Annotated in this window: 15 protein-coding genes; 8 read left to right on the forward strand and 7 right to left on the reverse strand. The window is 63.9% G+C overall.

From position 1 onward, the window contains the following. Nucleotides 1-43: 43 nt before the first annotated feature. Both adh and J2Y63_RS21500 read right to left on the reverse strand, forming a co-directional pair. The gene (adh, locus tag J2Y63_RS21495; RefSeq protein WP_435267741.1) at nucleotides 44-1,552 is read right to left on the reverse strand and encodes an aldehyde dehydrogenase; all 1,509 of its coding nucleotides are present in this window, start codon (nucleotides 1,550-1,552) and stop codon (nucleotides 44-46) included. A gap of 153 nt (nucleotides 1,553-1,705) precedes the next feature. Further along, the gene (locus tag J2Y63_RS21500) at nucleotides 1,706-2,665 is read right to left on the reverse strand and encodes a helix-turn-helix domain-containing protein (RefSeq protein ID WP_435267742.1); all 960 of its coding nucleotides are present in this window, start codon (nucleotides 2,663-2,665) and stop codon (nucleotides 1,706-1,708) included. Between the two features lie 205 nt (nucleotides 2,666-2,870). Here J2Y63_RS21500 and J2Y63_RS21505 point away from each other — a divergent pair, with 205 nt between their 5' ends. Then, nucleotides 2,871-4,055 carry a benzoate/H(+) symporter BenE family transporter gene (locus J2Y63_RS21505; protein WP_435267743.1) on the forward strand — a complete coding sequence of 395 codons (1,185 nt, stop codon included), beginning with the start codon at nucleotides 2,871-2,873 and terminating at the stop codon, nucleotides 4,053-4,055. Nucleotides 4,056-4,059: 4 nt separating this feature from the next. Here the strand turns inward: J2Y63_RS21505 and J2Y63_RS21510 are convergent, their stop codons facing one another. Then, entirely contained in the window at nucleotides 4,060-5,514 is a 1,455-nt protein-coding gene (locus tag J2Y63_RS21510) for a hypothetical protein (protein WP_435267744.1), read from the reverse strand. Nucleotides 5,515-5,757: 243 nt separating this feature from the next. Between J2Y63_RS21510 and J2Y63_RS21515 the strand changes: the two genes are divergently transcribed. The 4 genes from J2Y63_RS21515 (at nucleotide 5,758) to pth (ending at nucleotide 10,553) form a co-directional block, all read left to right on the forward strand. Further along, nucleotides 5,758-6,369 (forward strand): 50S ribosomal protein L25/general stress protein Ctc, encoded by a 612-nt coding sequence (locus J2Y63_RS21515; protein WP_256117508.1) that lies wholly within the window; start codon nucleotides 5,758-5,760, stop codon nucleotides 6,367-6,369. A 231-nt stretch (nucleotides 6,370-6,600) separates the two neighbouring features. Continuing rightward, nucleotides 6,601-8,994, forward strand: a complete 2,394-nt coding sequence (locus J2Y63_RS21520) for a putative bifunctional diguanylate cyclase/phosphodiesterase (protein ID WP_435267745.1) — start codon at nucleotides 6,601-6,603, stop codon at nucleotides 8,992-8,994. Nucleotides 8,995-9,014: 20 nt separating this feature from the next. Further along, nucleotides 9,015-9,764 (forward strand): substrate-binding periplasmic protein, encoded by a 750-nt coding sequence (locus tag J2Y63_RS21525; RefSeq protein ID WP_435267746.1) that lies wholly within the window; start codon nucleotides 9,015-9,017, stop codon nucleotides 9,762-9,764. 72 nt (nucleotides 9,765-9,836) lie between these two features. Continuing rightward, nucleotides 9,837-10,553 (forward strand): aminoacyl-tRNA hydrolase, encoded by a 717-nt coding sequence (gene pth / locus J2Y63_RS21530; protein WP_435267747.1) that lies wholly within the window; start codon nucleotides 9,837-9,839, stop codon nucleotides 10,551-10,553. Between the two features lie 3 nt (nucleotides 10,554-10,556). Here pth and J2Y63_RS21535 read toward each other — a convergent pair whose 3' ends face one another. Beyond that, a complete protein-coding gene (locus tag J2Y63_RS21535; RefSeq protein WP_435267748.1) occupies nucleotides 10,557-10,940 on the reverse strand; it encodes a hypothetical protein in 384 nt (127 codons plus the stop codon). Nucleotides 10,941-10,979: 39 nt separating this feature from the next. Next, a complete protein-coding gene (gene clpS, locus J2Y63_RS21540; protein WP_256117514.1) occupies nucleotides 10,980-11,291 on the reverse strand; it encodes an ATP-dependent Clp protease adapter ClpS in 312 nt (103 codons plus the stop codon). A gap of 159 nt (nucleotides 11,292-11,450) precedes the next feature. Here clpS and ychF point away from each other — a divergent pair, with 159 nt between their 5' ends. Further along, nucleotides 11,451-12,554 carry a redox-regulated ATPase YchF gene (gene ychF / locus J2Y63_RS21545; protein ID WP_435267749.1) on the forward strand — a complete coding sequence of 368 codons (1,104 nt, stop codon included), beginning with the start codon at nucleotides 11,451-11,453 and terminating at the stop codon, nucleotides 12,552-12,554. A gap of 43 nt (nucleotides 12,555-12,597) precedes the next feature. On the opposite strand, the gene J2Y63_RS21550 is transcribed toward ychF, so the two are convergent. Further along, nucleotides 12,598-13,716: a hypothetical protein gene (locus J2Y63_RS21550; protein ID WP_435267750.1), complete on the reverse strand. Its 1,119-nt coding sequence runs from the start codon at nucleotides 13,714-13,716 to the stop codon at nucleotides 12,598-12,600. 131 nt (nucleotides 13,717-13,847) lie between these two features. Between J2Y63_RS21550 and J2Y63_RS21555 the strand changes: the two genes are divergently transcribed. Together J2Y63_RS21555 and J2Y63_RS21560 are read left to right on the forward strand one after the other, a co-directional pair. Further along, on the forward strand, nucleotides 13,848-14,327 hold the full coding sequence (locus J2Y63_RS21555) for a MaoC family dehydratase (RefSeq protein ID WP_435267855.1): 480 nt from the start codon (nucleotides 13,848-13,850) through the stop codon (nucleotides 14,325-14,327). Then, a complete protein-coding gene (locus J2Y63_RS21560; protein ID WP_435267751.1) occupies nucleotides 14,314-14,781 on the forward strand; it encodes a MaoC family dehydratase in 468 nt (155 codons plus the stop codon). The genes J2Y63_RS21555 and J2Y63_RS21560 overlap by 14 nt, the downstream gene beginning before the upstream one ends. A 12-nt stretch (nucleotides 14,782-14,793) precedes the next feature. Here J2Y63_RS21560 and J2Y63_RS21565 read toward each other — a convergent pair whose 3' ends face one another. Then, nucleotides 14,794-15,336, reverse strand: coding sequence for an adenine phosphoribosyltransferase (locus J2Y63_RS21565; protein ID WP_256117518.1), 543 nt, complete (start codon nucleotides 15,334-15,336; stop codon nucleotides 14,794-14,796). Nucleotides 15,337-15,367 lie beyond the last annotated feature (31 nt).

Raw genomic sequence — 15,367 nt, forward strand, 5'->3', positions numbered from 1 at the left:
CTGTTGCCTTCACCCCGCAGGCGGGGAGAAGGAAGGCGGTCGCTCAGAAGAAGCCGAGCGCCTTGGGAGAATAGCTGACCAGCATGTTCTTGGTCTGCTGGTAGTGGTCCAGCATCATCTTGTGCGTTTCGCGGCCGATGCCCGACTGCTTGTAACCGCCGAAGGCGGCGTGGGCCGGATAGGCATGGTAGCAATTGGTCCAGACACGGCCGGCCTGGATGTCGCGGCCGAAATGGTAGCAGCGGTTGGCATCGCGGCTCCACACGCCGGCACCGAGGCCGTAAAGCGTGTCGTTGGCGATTTCGAGCGCTTCCGCGTCGTCCTTGAAGGTCGTGACCGAAACGACCGGCCCGAAGATTTCCTCCTGGAAGACGCGCATCTTGTTGTGACCGCGGAAGATGGTCGGCTTGACGTAGTAGCCGCCGGCAAGGTCGCCTTCGAGTTCGTTGCGCCCGCCGCCGGTCAGCACTTCCGCACCTTCCTGCCGGCCGATATCCATGTAGGACAGGATCTTTTCGAGCTGTTCGGAGGATGCCTGCGCACCGATCATCGTCGCCATGTCGAGCGGGTTGCCCTGCACGATCTTCTCGACGCGCTTGACGGCCTTTTCCATGAAACGATCATAGATCTTCTCATGCACCAGCGCGCGGCTCGGGCATGTGCAGACCTCGCCCTGATTCAGCGCGAACATCGCAAAACCTTCGAGCGCCTTGTCGAGATAGTCGTCGTCCTCGTTCATCACGTCGGCGAAGAAGATGTTCGGCGACTTGCCGCCGAGTTCCAGCGTGACGGGAATGAGGTTCTGGCTGGCATATTGCATGATCAGGCGGCCGGTCGTCGTCTCGCCGGTGAACGCGATCTTGGCGATGCGCGGGTTGGAGGCGAGCGGCTTGCCGGCTTCGAGACCAAAGCCGTTGACGATGTTGAGCACGCCGGCCGGCAGCAGGTCGCCGACGAGTTCGGCCCAGAGCAGGATCGAGGACGGCGTCTGTTCGGCGGGCTTCAGCACGACGCAGTTGCCGGCGGCGAGTGCCGGAGCGAGCTTCCAGGTCGCCATCAGGATCGGGAAGTTCCAGGGGATGATCTGGCCGACGACGCCGAGCGGCTCGTGGAAGTGGTAGGCGATGGTCTCATGATCGACCTCGCCGATCGAGCCTTCCTGCGCGCGAACGCACGAGGCGAAATAGCGGAAATGGTCGATGGCGAGCGGAATGTCGGCCGCCATGGTTTCGCGCAGCGGCTTGCCGTTGTCCCAGGTTTCCGCCCGGGCGAGAAGGTCGAGATTGTCCTCCATGCGCTGGGCGATCTTCATGAGGATGTTGGAGCGCTCGGTGGCCGAGGTGCGACCCCACTTGTCCTTGGCGGCATGCGCGGCGTCGAGCGCGAGCTCGATATCGGCGGCGTCGGAGCGCGCGATCTCGCACAGCTTGCCGCCGGTGATCGGCGTGATGTTGTCGAAGTAGCGGCCGGCGACCGGCTCCTTCCACTCGCCACCGATGAAGTTGCCGTACTTCGTCTTGTAAGGGTTTTCGACGATCTTCTGATGCAGCATGGACTTTCCTCCCACGAAAAGGCCCCGGATGGGCCGTCGAAGAGGATGGTGCTGCGCTTCGCGCGTTCATGATAGGGGCGTGCCGAGGATGGCGGCGGGGACTGTTTCAGAATTGAGACAGAGCGATGCGACAGGCTGTGCTGCGGCGCAGCATCAGTTGATCGAGAGCTTCTTCATCTTGCGGTAGAGCGTCGCGCGGCTGATGCCGAGCTGGTCGGCCGCCTGGCTGACATTGCCGCCGGCGCGCGAAAGCACGCGGCGAAGCGCTGCACGCTCGGCGTCATCAAGGTCGCCGCCCTCTTCCGCCCGGTTCTCATGCAGGAGATCGGACGCGGGAACGCCGGCGGCGATACGCCGGTCGTCGAGACCCAGGAACTGGCGCGCGGCGCGGGTGGCGCCGAGCACGAGATCGTCGCGATCGACGGCAAGAAGCGCCGGCGCCGCGCGGCCATCGACGGGTACGAGCAGGATGCGGGCGGCGGCGAAGGCGCGGCGGAACAGCCCCGCCTCGATGCGCGCGGCCGCGTCGCGCACGGCCTGCGAGAGGATCGACATGGTCATCTCGTTGGCATCGTCGCGGCAGGTGGAAATGTCGATCGCGGCGGCGATGCGGCCGGTATGGTCGCGGATCGGCGCCGTCGTGCAGGAAAGCCCGGTGTTCTGCGAGAGGAAATGCTGGTCACGGAGAATGAGCACCGGCCGTTCGTCGGCAAGCGCCGTGCCGATGCCGTTGGTGCCGACGCTCGCCTCGCTCCAGACCGTGCCGGACCACAGCCCGACGCCGCGAAAATCGCGATCGTCGCCGGCCGCACCCCGGCGTTCCAGCGCAATGCCGTTCTCGTCCGTCAGGAGCAGGCAGCAACCGGCCTTGCCGACCGTGGCAAACAGCCGGTCGATTTCGCCGGATGCTTCCTCGATGAGGGCGATGGAACGGGCACGGGCCTGGCGGAATTCCGATTCGGTGAGCCGCCAGGGCACGCGCGCCTCTTCCGGGGAAAGGCCGTGCAGGGTAAGGCAGCGCCGCCAGGAGGCGGCAACGGGCGAACTCGCCGCAGCCGAGGCATGGGCCGCAACGGTCTGAACATGATCCGCGTGATCGAAACGCGCAGGCATCCGCTCTCCTCCCCGAAAGCTTCCGACCGATCGTCGCATTAGAATACAACGCTCAAGGACTATAGCCACGTTTCTGCCGGCTGGTCCAGCAGCACCAAGGTCGAAGCCTCCATGTGGTAACGGCGCCCTGCCCCGACAAGGCTGTTTCCAAGCACCACGCCGCCTGTTACGACTGCGCCTCCCTTTCCATGACCGATTTTTCATCATGCTTCGTGATTTTTCCGCCCAGGCCCTTTTCATGGGCGTCCTCACCGCCTTCGTCGGCTTTGCCAGTTCCTTCGCGGTCGTGCTGCACGGCCTCACCGGCGTCGGCGCCACGGAGGCGCAGGCCACGTCCGGCCTGATGGCCGTCTGCGTGGCGCTTGGCGTCAGCATGATCCTGCTCAGCGCCGTGACGAGGCTTCCGATCGCCATCGCCTGGTCGACGCCGGGGGCGGCCTTGCTCGCCAATTCCGGCCCCATCGAGGGCGGTTTCCAGACGGCGGTCGGCGGGTTTCTCGTCTGCGGCGTGCTGATCGTCATTGCCGGTCTCTGGAAGCCGCTCGGGCGCATGGTCGCCGCCATTCCCACGTCGCTCGCCAACGCCATGCTTGCCGGCGTGCTGATCGGCCTTTGTTTCGCCCCCGCCAAGGCGATCGCCTTCAATCCCTTGCTCGGCCTGCCGATCGTGCTCGCCTGGGCAATCGTCGGCGCGTTCAACCGGCTCTATGCGGTGCCGGCAGCGCTTGCCGCCTTCATCGCCGTGCTGGCCTTCGGTGTCGAGGTGCCGCCGGAGGCGCTGGCCGGCCTCGCCGATTCGCTGGCGCCGAACCCCGAATTCGTGACGCCGATCTTCACCGTGGCGGGTTTCGTCGGCATCGCCTTGCCGCTGTTCATCGTCACCATGGCCTCGCAGAACATTCCGGGCATCGCCGTCTTGAAGGTCAACGGCTACGAACCCGCTCCGGCACCCCTCTTCGCCACGACCGGCGTCTTTTCCCTGCTGTCGGCGCCCTTCGGCAGCCACGCCGTCAACCTTGCGGCCATCACCGCCGCCATGTGCGCCGGCAGCGACGCCCATCCGGACCCGAAGAAACGTTATTGGGCGCCGATCGTCGCGGGCGTCTGCTATGTGGTGTTCGGACCCTTCGTCGGCGCGGTCACGGCCTTCGTCGCCCTCGCCCCGCCGATCCTCATCCAGGCCGTCGCCGGCCTCGCGCTGATCAGCGCCTTCGCCAATTCCGCGCTCAATGCCTTCAAGGAAATCGAGGGGCGCGAAGCGGCGGCGGTGACCTTCCTCGTCACCGCCTCGGGCGTCTCGTTTGCCGGCATTTCCGGCGCGTTCTGGGGGCTGGTCGCCGGTGGCCTGATGCTGGCCCTCGCCCGGCTCACCGCGAGGGGCCGGAGCTAAAACCTTACTGCTGGAACGGCAGCGGCTGGCCGTTGATCAGCACCTTGCCGTCCTCACCGACCTTGAGGTCCCAGACCTGCGCGCCGCCGCCGGCATCGCGCGCAAGGCCCTTCATCATCAGCAGCCCGAAGGCCGCCTGGCCGAACTCCGGCACGGTCGAGGCATTCTTCTGGAGATAGGCGACCGTCTTGTCGAACTCGCGCATGGTGATCTTCACATCGGCGCTATGGCGATCCTTCTGCTCGGGATAGACGAGCATCGTGCCGGACAGGTGCACGTCATAGATCGGTGAAACGGCCGAGACATCCTCGAACTCCACCGTCATCGAGCCATCGGGCAGGATGATGCGGCCGATCTCCTTGTTCTGCGCCTCGGTCAGCGGTTGCGTCTTGGTGAAATCCGCATTGTCGAGAAGGTATGTAACGGCGCCGGCAAGGTCGAGATTGGTGACGGCCGCCTTGAAGGTCGCCCGTTCCGGCAACGCCCCCTCGAAGGCGACGGGCAGCACGCCGGCCGGCGGCTTCGGCCCTTCGACGTCGAAGCCGAACCCAAAGCGCGTCGAATGCGCGATGCCGTTCATGTCGAGATTGTAGCTGACGGCCGCCGCGCCGAAAGTGCCCTTGTCCGTTCCGACCGTCACGTTCGAAGCCTTGATCGTCTCCGTCAGGTTGTCGAAGATCGGCATGGAGGCGCGCAGCAGCTCCTTCAGCCGCGCCGCATCCGGCGCTTCGAGCTTGTCCTTGTGCATGTTGTCGAGCACGAAGAAGACGAGCTCCTGCATCACCTTGTAGCGCGCGCCATCCAGGCTGACATCGATATCGACCGTGTCCGCCCCGATATCGACGCGGCCACTCGGCCCGCCGGTGATCGTCTCGGCAAAGGCCTTCATGACGCCGGTGCTGGTGATGTCGAGCGTGCCTGCATCCTTCTTCTCGGCCGCGACGCGCATCGCCGTCTCGCCGACGCTGGCCGTCACGCTCTCCTGCGAGGAGGTGCTGGTGAAGGCGAGCCGCTTTGCCGTCCAGTCGGCGGAGGTGAAGTAGAGGATTTCGGGATCGTAGACACCGTCGAGCTTCATCGACTCGACGAGATAGGTGAAGGAGTTCTTGCCGGGTGCGGCGTCGATCGTGCCCTTGATGTCGAGACTGTCGTTCGCCTCGATGCGATAGGTGCCCTCCGGCGTCGGCCGCAGATAGGCCGTCAGCGGCTTCAGGCCCTCGACCTGCACCGCGCCGGTCTTCGCCTTGTCGATGAGCACCGTCGGGTTGAAGCGCAGCTCGTAGAAGGAGCTTGCGGCCTTCACCGTCACGAGGCCGGCGTCGATCATATCCTGCGGCAGGTAGCGCGTCAGCTTCTGCTGCATGCTCTCGGCCCCGGATGGCGAGACCTCCTGTGCCAGAGCAGGGCTTGCGCAGACGAGCGCAAGGGCGGCCGAGGCCATCAGGATCTGTCGTCGCATCGTGGTCTCCTTCGCCGATCTGGTCTATACCCAACATCCAATCGTGACCGCACCATGTCAATGCGGGGGTCAATCGGGGCGCGGGCCTTGCATTTCCGGGCATTCTCGTTTATCGAGCCCCCGTCCGCGTAGACACCCTTGGAGGCAATGCGGATGAGGCTTTCAAAAAATCCTCAAGTTTTACGCAGCCGCGGTTCACTCCGCCTGCGCAAAGCTCTCCAGTAACACACGAAAGGTTAAGCCATGAGCCACGACACTTACGAGCTCAAGGCCGAAACGCGCGAACGGGTTGGTAAGGGGTCCTCCCGTGAACTTCGCCGCAACGGTCTTATTCCTGCAGTTATCTATGGCGACAAGCAGTCCCCGCTTTCGATCGCCATCTCGACCAAGGACGTCACCCAGCGTATCCACGCCGGCGGCTTCAAGACGACGGTCGCCACGATCGACGTCAACGGCGAGAAGATCAAGGTGCTCCCGAAGGACTACCAGCTTGATCCGGTCCGCGACTTCACCATGCATGTCGACTTCCTCCGCGTTTCGGGCGACACCCATGTCGTCGTCGAAGTGCCGGTTCACTTCGTCAACGAAGAGAAGTCCCCGGGCATCAAGGCCGGCGGCGTTCTGAACATCGTACGCCACGCTGTCGAGCTGCATGCTTCGGCCGGCGACATTCCGGAATTCCTGACGGCCGACCTCGCTGGCCTCAAGGTCGGCGACGGCATCCACATTTCCAACATCAAGCTGCCCAAGGGCACGAGCCCGGTCATCACCGACCGCGACTTCACGATCGCCACGATTGCCGTTCCGGCTGCTGGCGTGAAGGAAGAAGAAGAAGTGGCCGCTACGGAAGAATAATCCCCCTCAACGGGATCTTTCTCGAAAACCTCGCATCCGCCCGGATGCGGGGTTTTTCTTTGTCAAAATGCCAGCGCTACCGTTGCGGGAAGTCTGAATTATCAGCACTTTTCCGGATCGGCATTTCAGCAACCTTTAAGACTTTGGTGAAAGGCTAAGCCCCGGAAGAACGACAAAGCCTAAGAGGGGCACTATGGGCTGGCTTCGCATCATGGCAGGGGGGCAACCGGCATGAAAATGCATTCGGTGGAGAGCCGCTTCATTGCCATCGTCATCGGCGCCCTGCTCGTCTTCGTGGCACCACTCTTCGTGCTCTTCCTCATCCTGTCGTCCGACCGCGTGGCGCGCGAGCGCCTGGAAAACACCGAAGTCCTGCTGAAGGCCAATGTGCAGGCGCTGGGTAAACCGCTGTGGGATTTCGACAAGGACAGCATCGACCAGATCGTCGGCGCGCTCCAGGCGGATGCCGATATCAGCTTCGTGCGCGTGCGCGACACGTCGGATGTGATCGACATCCGCAAGCCGGAACTCAGCCCCGATCCGAAAGACGCGCGCTCCATCGTCAAGACCGATATCCTCTACCGCGCCAGCGACGGCATCAAGAAGGTCGGCTCGGCGGAGATCTGGATCCGCAAGGAGGGCCTGTTCTCGCGCTTCACCAAGGACGAGATGGGCATCTTCGCCATCTTCTTCTTCGCCGTGGCAACGCTCTTCACCGCCGCCATCATCGGCAACCGCATCACCATCATTCGCCCGCTGATGCGCCTGACGGCGGCGATCGAAGCGACACGCCGGCTCGGCTCGCGCCACCACGTCGACTGGACCTCGAACGACGAGATGGGCGCGCTCGCCCATAATTTCAACGAGATGCAGAGCAAGCTGGAGCGCGAGGAAAACGAGCTGAAGCTGGCGCATACCCGCGCCACCGACATCTACAACCTCACGCCCGCCATGCTCTTCTCCATCGATGCGACGAACCACATCACCGCCGTCAGCGACTACTGGCTGACCGCCACCGGCTATCGCCGCGAGCGTGTGATCGGCCAGGAATTCACCGAATTCGTTGCCGAGGAGTGCCGCGAAACCTACCGCAAGCGCCACGCGACCAGCAAATCGGAGGCCGGCATCTGCGAGGTGACGGTGCGCTTCCGCTGCGCCGACGGCAGCGTGATCGACGTGCTGATCCTCGAAACCGGTGCTGAAGCGAGCAGCGGCCGCCAGGCGCTGTCGCTCTCGGTCATGACCGATGTCACCGACCTCAAGGAGGCGGAAAACCGCAACCACCGCCAGGCGATCACCGATCACCTGACGGGCCTGCTCAACCGCCAGGGCTTCGAGGGCGTGCTCGACGAGCTGATCGGCGAGGTCGACACGCTCGGCCACCAGCTCGCCTGCCTCTTCGTCGACCTCGACCGCTTCAAGTGGATCAACGACAATCTCGGCCATGCCGCCGGCGACGACGTGCTTTGCCAGGTGGCGATGCGCCTGCGCCGGCAGTTGCGCGCCAATGACCGCATCGCGCGGCTCGGCGGCGACGAATTCGCCATCCTGCTTTCCGCGCCGAACGCCCGCCAGCTCGCCCTGGATGTCAGCGAGCGCCTGGTTTCAAGCCTGCGCGCGCCGCTCGTCGTCAACGGCGCGGAACTCAATGTCAGCGCCAGCATCGGCGTCGCGATCTATCCCGACCATGCCGCCACCGCCGCCTGCCTGCTGCAGAAGTCGGACATGGCCATGTATGCCCGCAAGCGCGACGGCAAGAACGGCGTGCAGCTCTTCGACAACAACATGGTCGACATCGCCCGCAAACGCCTGGAAACCGAGCAGTTCATCGACCAGGGCCTGCGCGACGACTGGTTCACCACCTATCTCCAGCCGATCGTCTGCCTGTCCGACGGGCGCGTGGCCGGCTTCGAGGCGCTGATGCGCCTGAACCACCCCGATCGCGGCCTGCTGCCGCCGGCCGAGATCATCGGCATTGCCGAGGAGAACGGTTCGATCGGCCGGATCGGCGATTGCATCCTGTCGAAATCCATCGCCAGCCTTGCCGTCATCTCCCAGCTGGACGGGCTGTCCGACACCTATCTCGCGGTCAATTTCTCGCCCTTGCAGTTCGAACCGGTCCTGCCGAACCGCCTTGCCGCCCTGCTGCTCGAAAACGGCATCACGCCCTCGCGCATCGTCGTGGAAATCACCGAAGCCGTGCTGATGCTCGACAATCCGGTGGTACGCGACGTGCTCGATGCGCTCTCCGAACTCGGCTGCCGCATCGCGCTCGACGATTTCGGCACCGGCTATTCGTCGCTTTCCTACCTCAACCGCTTCCCCGTCGATATCGTCAAGGTCGACCAGTCCTTCACCCGCTCGCTTTCCTCCGACCAGCCGGACGTGCGCCGCAAGAGCCGCATGCTGGTCGAGGGCATCCGCACCATCTCGCACCAGATGGGCTGCGCGGTCGTGGCCGAGGGCATCGAGACGGAGGAACAGTGGGACATCCTCCAGGCGATGAACATAGAGTTCGGCCAGGGCTACCTGCTGAGCCGGCCGCTGCCGCTTGACGCGCTGCTTCAAAAGCTGGACGAATTCACGATGCCGGCCAGGCCCGAGCGCCTGGCCGCCGCTTCCTGACGAGGAACGAGGACGAGACGATGAAGACGCTGTTTTTGACGCTCAGCCTGTCGCTCGCCCCCCTCTCCGCGCCGCTTGCCGAAACGCTGCATTTCGTCACCGAGGAATACGCCCCGTTCAACTACACGAAGGACGGCAAGATCACCGGCATCGCAGTCGACCAGGTCGAGGCGATCGCCAAGGCGGCCGGCATCGACTACAAGCTGGAAATCATGCCCTGGGCGCGCGCCTTCGCCATGGCCGAAAACCAGCCGATGCATTGCGTCTTCACCACGGGCTACAACCGCGAGCGCGCCGAACGCTTCGTCTGGGTCAATCCGCTCCTCAAGGACCAGATGGTTCTCCTGAAGCGCAAGGGCGAAAAATACGATGGGCTGACGATCGTCAAGGCGCGCGAACTGAGGGTCGGCTCCCAGCGCGGCGACTTCGCCGTCGAGGCGCTCGAACTGATCGGCTTCAAGGACATCGATCTCGCAAGCGATATCGACATCACCGTGCGCAAGCTCCTGAGCGGTCGCATCGACCTGATGCCCACCTCCATCAAGACCTACGAGAAAATGGTGAAGGACGGCCAGCCGGTCGAAAAGGCGATGATGTTGGCCGGCCAGGTATACGGCATCGCCTGCCACAAGGACACGCCGCCGGACCTTATCAAAAGCCTGCAGGCCGAACTCGACAAGCTGATCATGAGCGGCGAGCAGGACCGCATCTTCACCGCCTACGGCCTGCCGCCGAGCACGCGCACCGCGGAGAACGGCGCGAAGAAATAATCTTCAACGGTTGACTTTAGGCCGCTTTCGCGGTGGTGAAAGCGGCAACAGATCGTTTTGACGGATCCTTCCATGCTGATCATCGCCGGGCTCGGCAATCCGGGCGCAAAATATGCGGGCAACCGCCACAATATCGGTTTCATGGCGGTGGACGCGATCCACCGCAAGAACTCGTTCTCGCCCTGGTCGAAGAAGTTCAAGGCGGAAATCTCCGAAGGCGAGATTGCCGGCGAGAAGGTGCTGCTCGTCAAGCCGCAGACCTTCATGAACCTGTCGGGCGAATCCGTCGGCGAGGCGATGCGTTTCTACAAGCTCGAACCCAAGGATATCGTCGCGATCTACGACGAACTGGACCTCGCCCCCGGCAAGGCACGCATCAAGACTGGCGGCGGGCATGGCGGGCACAACGGCATCAAGTCGATCGACGCCCATTGCGGCCGGGAATACCGCCGGCTGCGCCTCGGTATCGGCCATCCGGGTGTGAAGGAACTCGTCACCAACCATGTGCTCGGCGACTTCGCGAAAGTCGACCACGTCTGGCTCGACCCGCTGCTCGACGAACTGGCCCTCAATGCCGAGATGCTGGTGCGGGGCGAGGATTCGCAGCTGATGAACAAGCTGGCGCTCGCCACCGGCAGCAAGCCGGACGGGGAAAAAGCACCCGCACAGAAACCCGCCGCCCAATCCCACATCCGCGCAGCCCGCAACCACGCCCAGCCCAAAATCCTCCCGACGACGGGACCGATGGCGGAGATGCTGAAGAAGCTGCTCGGCAACAAGGGCGAGTGATCGCTACAGCCAGCGCAGCGTTTGGAGACGGTAGAGAAACAAGTCCCACAGCCAGGCAAAGCCGGTCTCGATGCCGTGCGCGATAACCCCGGAAGCACCCTCGGAGCACAGCATCACGGCGATGCCGGTAAAACCGCAGCCGAGGGTGGAGTTGCGGAAATTCCGCCAGGAGTCGAGCCGGTAATAGCCGGCATCGTCATATTCTGTGCCGAGGATATGGTCATCCATATTGTAACCGTCGCTGATCATGAGATCGAGCATCGGCTTGTCCGACAGCCGGTCGGGCAGGACGTTGAAGACCGCGCGGCAGACATGCCCGACCGCCCCCAGCAGGAGGAAGAGCACGAAGGCAACGGCATAATGCCAGGTGGAGGCTTCTTCGAACATGACGGCATGTTAGACAGAAACCGCTAATATCGGGTGAAACTACTCTTCCGGTTCCGTCTGGAACATCAGCGGAAAACCCGCCTCCTTGGCGAGGTCGGTCGCCTCCTTCGCCTTGGTCTCGGCGATGTCGCGGGCGCAGACGACGACCACGCAAGTGCCGAGCTTGTGCGCGGTGATCATCACGCGCTGGCTCGCATCCGCGTTCATGCGGAAGACGGCCTTCAGCACCAGCACGACGAATTCGCGCGGCGTATAATCGTCGTTGACGAGGATGACCTTGTAGAGCTTCGGCCGTTCGAGCTTGGGCTTCGTGTCGATCTTCGGGGTGAGGGTAACATCACCATTGCTCATCGAAAGTCTCCTCGCGATTTGCCTTCGAGCGGTGTCAGAAACCTATTGTGCACCGCACGAAGCGCGACTTCAAGGCCTTGCGTGCCGCAAACACTTGACCCTGCCCCGTCCTTCGCCCATAGCGATGGCAACGAATTTCGAGACGAATGGACCACCTCAATGGGCTTCAAATGCGGTATCGTCGGTCTGCCGAATGTCGGCAAGTCGACCCTCTTCAACGCGCTGACCAAGACGGCGGCGGCGCAGGCGGCAAACTATCCCTTCTGCACCATCGAGCCGAACACCGGCGAAGTGGCGGTGCCGGACCCGCGCATGAAGGCGCTCGCGTCCATCGCCGGCTCCAAGGAGATCATCCCGACGCGCATCTCCTTCGTCGACATCGCCGGCCTCGTGCGCGGCGCGTCGAAGGGTGAAGGCCTCGGCAACAAGTTCCTCGCCAACATCCGCGAAGTCGATGCCGTGGTGCATGTGCTGCGCTGCTTCGAGGACGACGACATCACCCATGTCGAGGGCCGCATCAATCCGGTCGGCGATGCCGACACGATCGAGACCGAGCTGATGCTCGCCGACCTCGAAAGCCTGGAACGCCGCGTCGAGCAGACCCGCAAGCGCGCGGCCAGCAAGGACAAGGATTCGCTCGCGCAGCTGCCGATCATGGAAGCCGTGGTCAAGCTGTTGAACGAGGGCAAGCCGGCCCGTCTGCTCCTGAAGACGCTGGCGCCGGAAGAGATCGAGGTCCTGAAGGGCCTGAACCTCCTGACCTCGCATCCCGTCCTCTACGTCTGCAACGTTTCGGAAGCCGACGCCTCGACCGGCAATGCGCATACCGAAGCCGTCGCCGCCATGGCGAAGGAACAGGGTGCGGAATGCGTCATCATCTCGGCCGCGATCGAATCCGAGGTCGCCCAGCTTCCGGAAGAGGAATCGGTCGAATTCCTCTCGGCGCTCGGCCTTGAGGAAGCCGGCCTCGACCGGCTGATCCGCGCTGGTTACCACCTGCTCGACCTGATCACCTATTTCACCGTCGGCCCCAAGGAAACCCGCGCCTGGACCATCGTGCGCGGCACCAAGGCCCCGCAGGCGGCCGGCGTCATCCACACGGATTTCGAACGCGGCTTCATCCGCGCCTTCACCATCGCCTATGACGACTACATCGCCTACAAGGGCGAAGTGGGCGCCAAGGAAGCCGGCAAGGGCCGCGACGAAGGCAAGGAATATGTCGTCCAGGACGGCGACGTCATCCACTTCCGCTTCAACACCTGAAGCAACAGCCCGACATTCCCGACACCGTTAAAGCTGCCGCCCTTCACCGAAGGGGCGGCAGTTTTTCTTTGAGCGTTGCGGGCAACGGCGTCATCGTCCAGCGACGGAAATGCGGCCAGCCGATGCCGATGGTCAGTACCACCAGGCCGACGATCAGCAGCGTCAGGAAGCCGTAATTCTTGGGCGCCGCCTCCACGCCCTGGAGCAGGCTCGCGACCGCCAGGCCAAGCGAAACCAGCCCGGACGTGACGAACGCCCGCCGGTCGAGGACCAGTCCGATTGCCATGAGCACGACGACGACGCCGACGATGATGAGCGCATCCGGCAGGCCCTTGCTGCCGCTGAACAGCCGCTCATTGGCGAAATCGCCGAGGAAGACGAAGGCCAGCGTCGAATAAAGCAGCGCCGGCGCCGTGATCAGGTGCAGCCAGAAGGCGACGTCGGAGCGGCGCGTGACGCGGAACCGGTCCGACAGGTCATAGACCATCGCCATGGCAAACAGCACGAGTGCCGCCGCCAGGAAGATGGCCGACGCGACGATGGGATGATCGGCGATCACCTCCGCACTTCCGGTGAGGCGCGAAAGCCCGAGGAAAATCAAGGAGAGAACGACGGCCGCCACAGACAGGAAGCACAGGCTGAGCGACAGCGGAATGCGATAGCGCCAGTAGAAGGGCGGCAGCAGGACGGCGAACGGCAGGAGAACGAGCAGGAAATGCAGCACCGGTTCCGGCTCCAGCTGCCCCAGAAAACTGTCCAGGGCGATGATCGTCGCGACGAAGACCCAGTAGACATAGAGAAGCGTCAGCAGCACGGCCGGCAGCGCCAGCCGCTGCCGCTTCACCAGGATTTCCGCCAGAATGATGATGGCCGGCAACGCGGCGAAGAACGAACCTACGCCCCACACACCCGCCATGACGATGGCAACGCCGATGGTGATCAGCACGTCATGGAAACCGCGCACGAAACGCGGCGCCTCGGTATCCTCGATCGGCGCAATGGCGCGATCCTCCGCCGCACCGGCAATATCCAGTGCCGCCGTGCGCGGCGGCTGCAAAAGCACGCCCCTCGCCTCCATATAGGGCAGCAGGCTGCCGGCCTGATCGGCGGAGATGATGCCCTCGCCGGCTGCGCCCTCCAGCACGGATTTCAAGGTCTGCATGGATCGTCGTCTCCTCGTGTCCGCAACCGGCGCCACCTTACGCACGGGGGGCCTGCTGGCAAGCGATCGGCCCGTCAGGACCTTGCAAAACCCTGCCGCGCTCGCCATTGTTCGCCCGCAACAAGACGGATCTGGATGTGACGCGCTACACTTTTGAAGATTTTATGCCGGGCCGCCGCTTCGACTTTGCCGAGCGGACGCTGACAGCGGACGAGATCATCGCGTTCGCGAAGGAATTCGATCCGCAGCCGATGCATCTCGACGAGGAGGCCGGCCGCGCGAGCATTCTCGGCGGGCTCGCCGCCTCCGGCTGGCACACCAGCGCGGTGATGATGCGCATGCTCTACGAGGCCTATATCAACGGCTCGACCTCGGAAGGCTCGCCCGGCGTGGACCTCATGGAATGGAAGCGGCCGGTGCTGGCCGGCGACACGCTCGGCGGCCATTGCGTGGTGCTCGACGCCCGCGCCTCGCGTTCTCGGCCGGAGATCGGCATCGTGCGCTTTCGCGCCGAGGTGACGAACCAGCGCGGCGAGATCGTCGCCGTCAGCGAATATATCAACATGATGCGCCTGGCGCCGAGCGAAGGAGCCACCCATGCGCATGGTTGAACTCTATGCCGTCGGCCAGACTGTCGAGATCGGCAGCCTGACCTTCACTGCCGAAGACATCATCCGCTTCGCGAAGAACTTCGACCCGCAACCCTTCCACCTCGACGAGGAACTGGCGAAACAGGCGCTGTTCGGCGGGCTTTGCGCCTCCGGCTGGCATTCCAGCGCCGGCTGGATGAAATGTTTCGTGCCGTTCTGGCTGGGTGAATGCAAGCGGCTCGCCCGCGAAGGCATCACGCCCCCCAACCTCGGCCCCTCCCCGGGCTTCACGAAACTAAGCTGGCTGAAGCCGGTCTTCGCCGGCGACACGATCACCTATTCGGTGACCCTGCTGGCATCCCGCGAACTCACCTCGCGCGCCGGCCGCCTGGTCAACACGATCCTGTGTGCGGGCAAGAACCAGAACGGCGAGCCGGTCATCCGTTTCGAAAGCACGGTGCTGGAATTCGTTTGACCTTTGAGGGGCTCAGTGCCCCTCGAACGCCACCAGCGTGCGCACTTCCACGTTCAGCGCTTCGAGCTTCTTGCGCCCGCCGAGATCCGGCAGGTCGATGACGAAACAGGCCGCGACGATGTCGGCGCCGATCTGGCGCAGGAGCTTCACCGCCGCCTCCGCGGTGCCGCCGGTGGCGATCAGGTCGTCGACGAGGATCACCTTTTCGCCCGGCTTGATGGCATCCTTGTGCATTTCCATCTCGTCCACGCCATATTCCAGGCTGTAGGCGATGCGCACGGTCTCGTGCGGCAGCTTGCCCTTCTTGCGGATCGGCACGAAGCCGGTCGACAGCTGGTGCGCCATGGCGCCGCCGAGGATGAAGCCGCGCGCCTCGATGCCCGCCACCTTGGCGATGCCGATGCCCGCATAGGGATGCACCAGCTCGTCCACCGCGCGGCGGAAGGCCCGCGGGTTGCCGAGCAGCGTGGTAATGTCGCGGAACATGATGCCGGGCTTGGGATAATCCGGAATGTTGCGGATCGCGGCGACGAGTTCGTTTTCGAGCGTGGACATGGGGATTCCCGACTGCGGAGGGCTTTCCTCC

The sequence above is a fragment of the Shinella sp. BE166 genome, from assembly GCF_051201095.1.
Taxonomy (GTDB): Bacteria; Pseudomonadota; Alphaproteobacteria; order Rhizobiales; family Rhizobiaceae; genus Shinella; species Shinella lacus.

Bases quoted from the DNA above. Each gene is read 5' to 3' on its own strand.
- adh (WP_435267741.1), bottom strand. From the start codon at position 1,552: ATGCTGCATCAGAAGATCGTCGAAAACCCTTACAAGACGAAGTACGGC.
- J2Y63_RS21500 (WP_435267742.1), bottom strand. From the start codon at position 2,665: ATGCCTGCGCGTTTCGATCACGCGGATCATGTTCAGACCGTTGCGGCC.
- J2Y63_RS21505 (WP_435267743.1), top strand. From the start codon at position 2,871: ATGCTTCGTGATTTTTCCGCCCAGGCCCTTTTCATGGGCGTCCTCACC.
- J2Y63_RS21510 (WP_435267744.1), bottom strand. From the start codon at position 5,514: ATGCGACGACAGATCCTGATGGCCTCGGCCGCCCTTGCGCTCGTCTGC.
- J2Y63_RS21515 (WP_256117508.1), top strand. From the start codon at position 5,758: ATGAGCCACGACACTTACGAGCTCAAGGCCGAAACGCGCGAACGGGTT.
- J2Y63_RS21520 (WP_435267745.1), top strand. From the start codon at position 6,601: ATGAAAATGCATTCGGTGGAGAGCCGCTTCATTGCCATCGTCATCGGC.
- J2Y63_RS21525 (WP_435267746.1), top strand. From the start codon at position 9,015: ATGAAGACGCTGTTTTTGACGCTCAGCCTGTCGCTCGCCCCCCTCTCC.
- pth (WP_435267747.1), top strand. From the start codon at position 9,837: ATGCTGATCATCGCCGGGCTCGGCAATCCGGGCGCAAAATATGCGGGC.
- J2Y63_RS21535 (WP_435267748.1), bottom strand. From the start codon at position 10,940: ATGTTCGAAGAAGCCTCCACCTGGCATTATGCCGTTGCCTTCGTGCTC.
- clpS (WP_256117514.1), bottom strand. From the start codon at position 11,291: ATGAGCAATGGTGATGTTACCCTCACCCCGAAGATCGACACGAAGCCC.
- ychF (WP_435267749.1), top strand. From the start codon at position 11,451: ATGGGCTTCAAATGCGGTATCGTCGGTCTGCCGAATGTCGGCAAGTCG.
- J2Y63_RS21550 (WP_435267750.1), bottom strand. From the start codon at position 13,716: ATGCAGACCTTGAAATCCGTGCTGGAGGGCGCAGCCGGCGAGGGCATC.
- J2Y63_RS21560 (WP_435267751.1), top strand. From the start codon at position 14,314: ATGCGCATGGTTGAACTCTATGCCGTCGGCCAGACTGTCGAGATCGGC.
- J2Y63_RS21565 (WP_256117518.1), bottom strand. From the start codon at position 15,336: ATGTCCACGCTCGAAAACGAACTCGTCGCCGCGATCCGCAACATTCCG.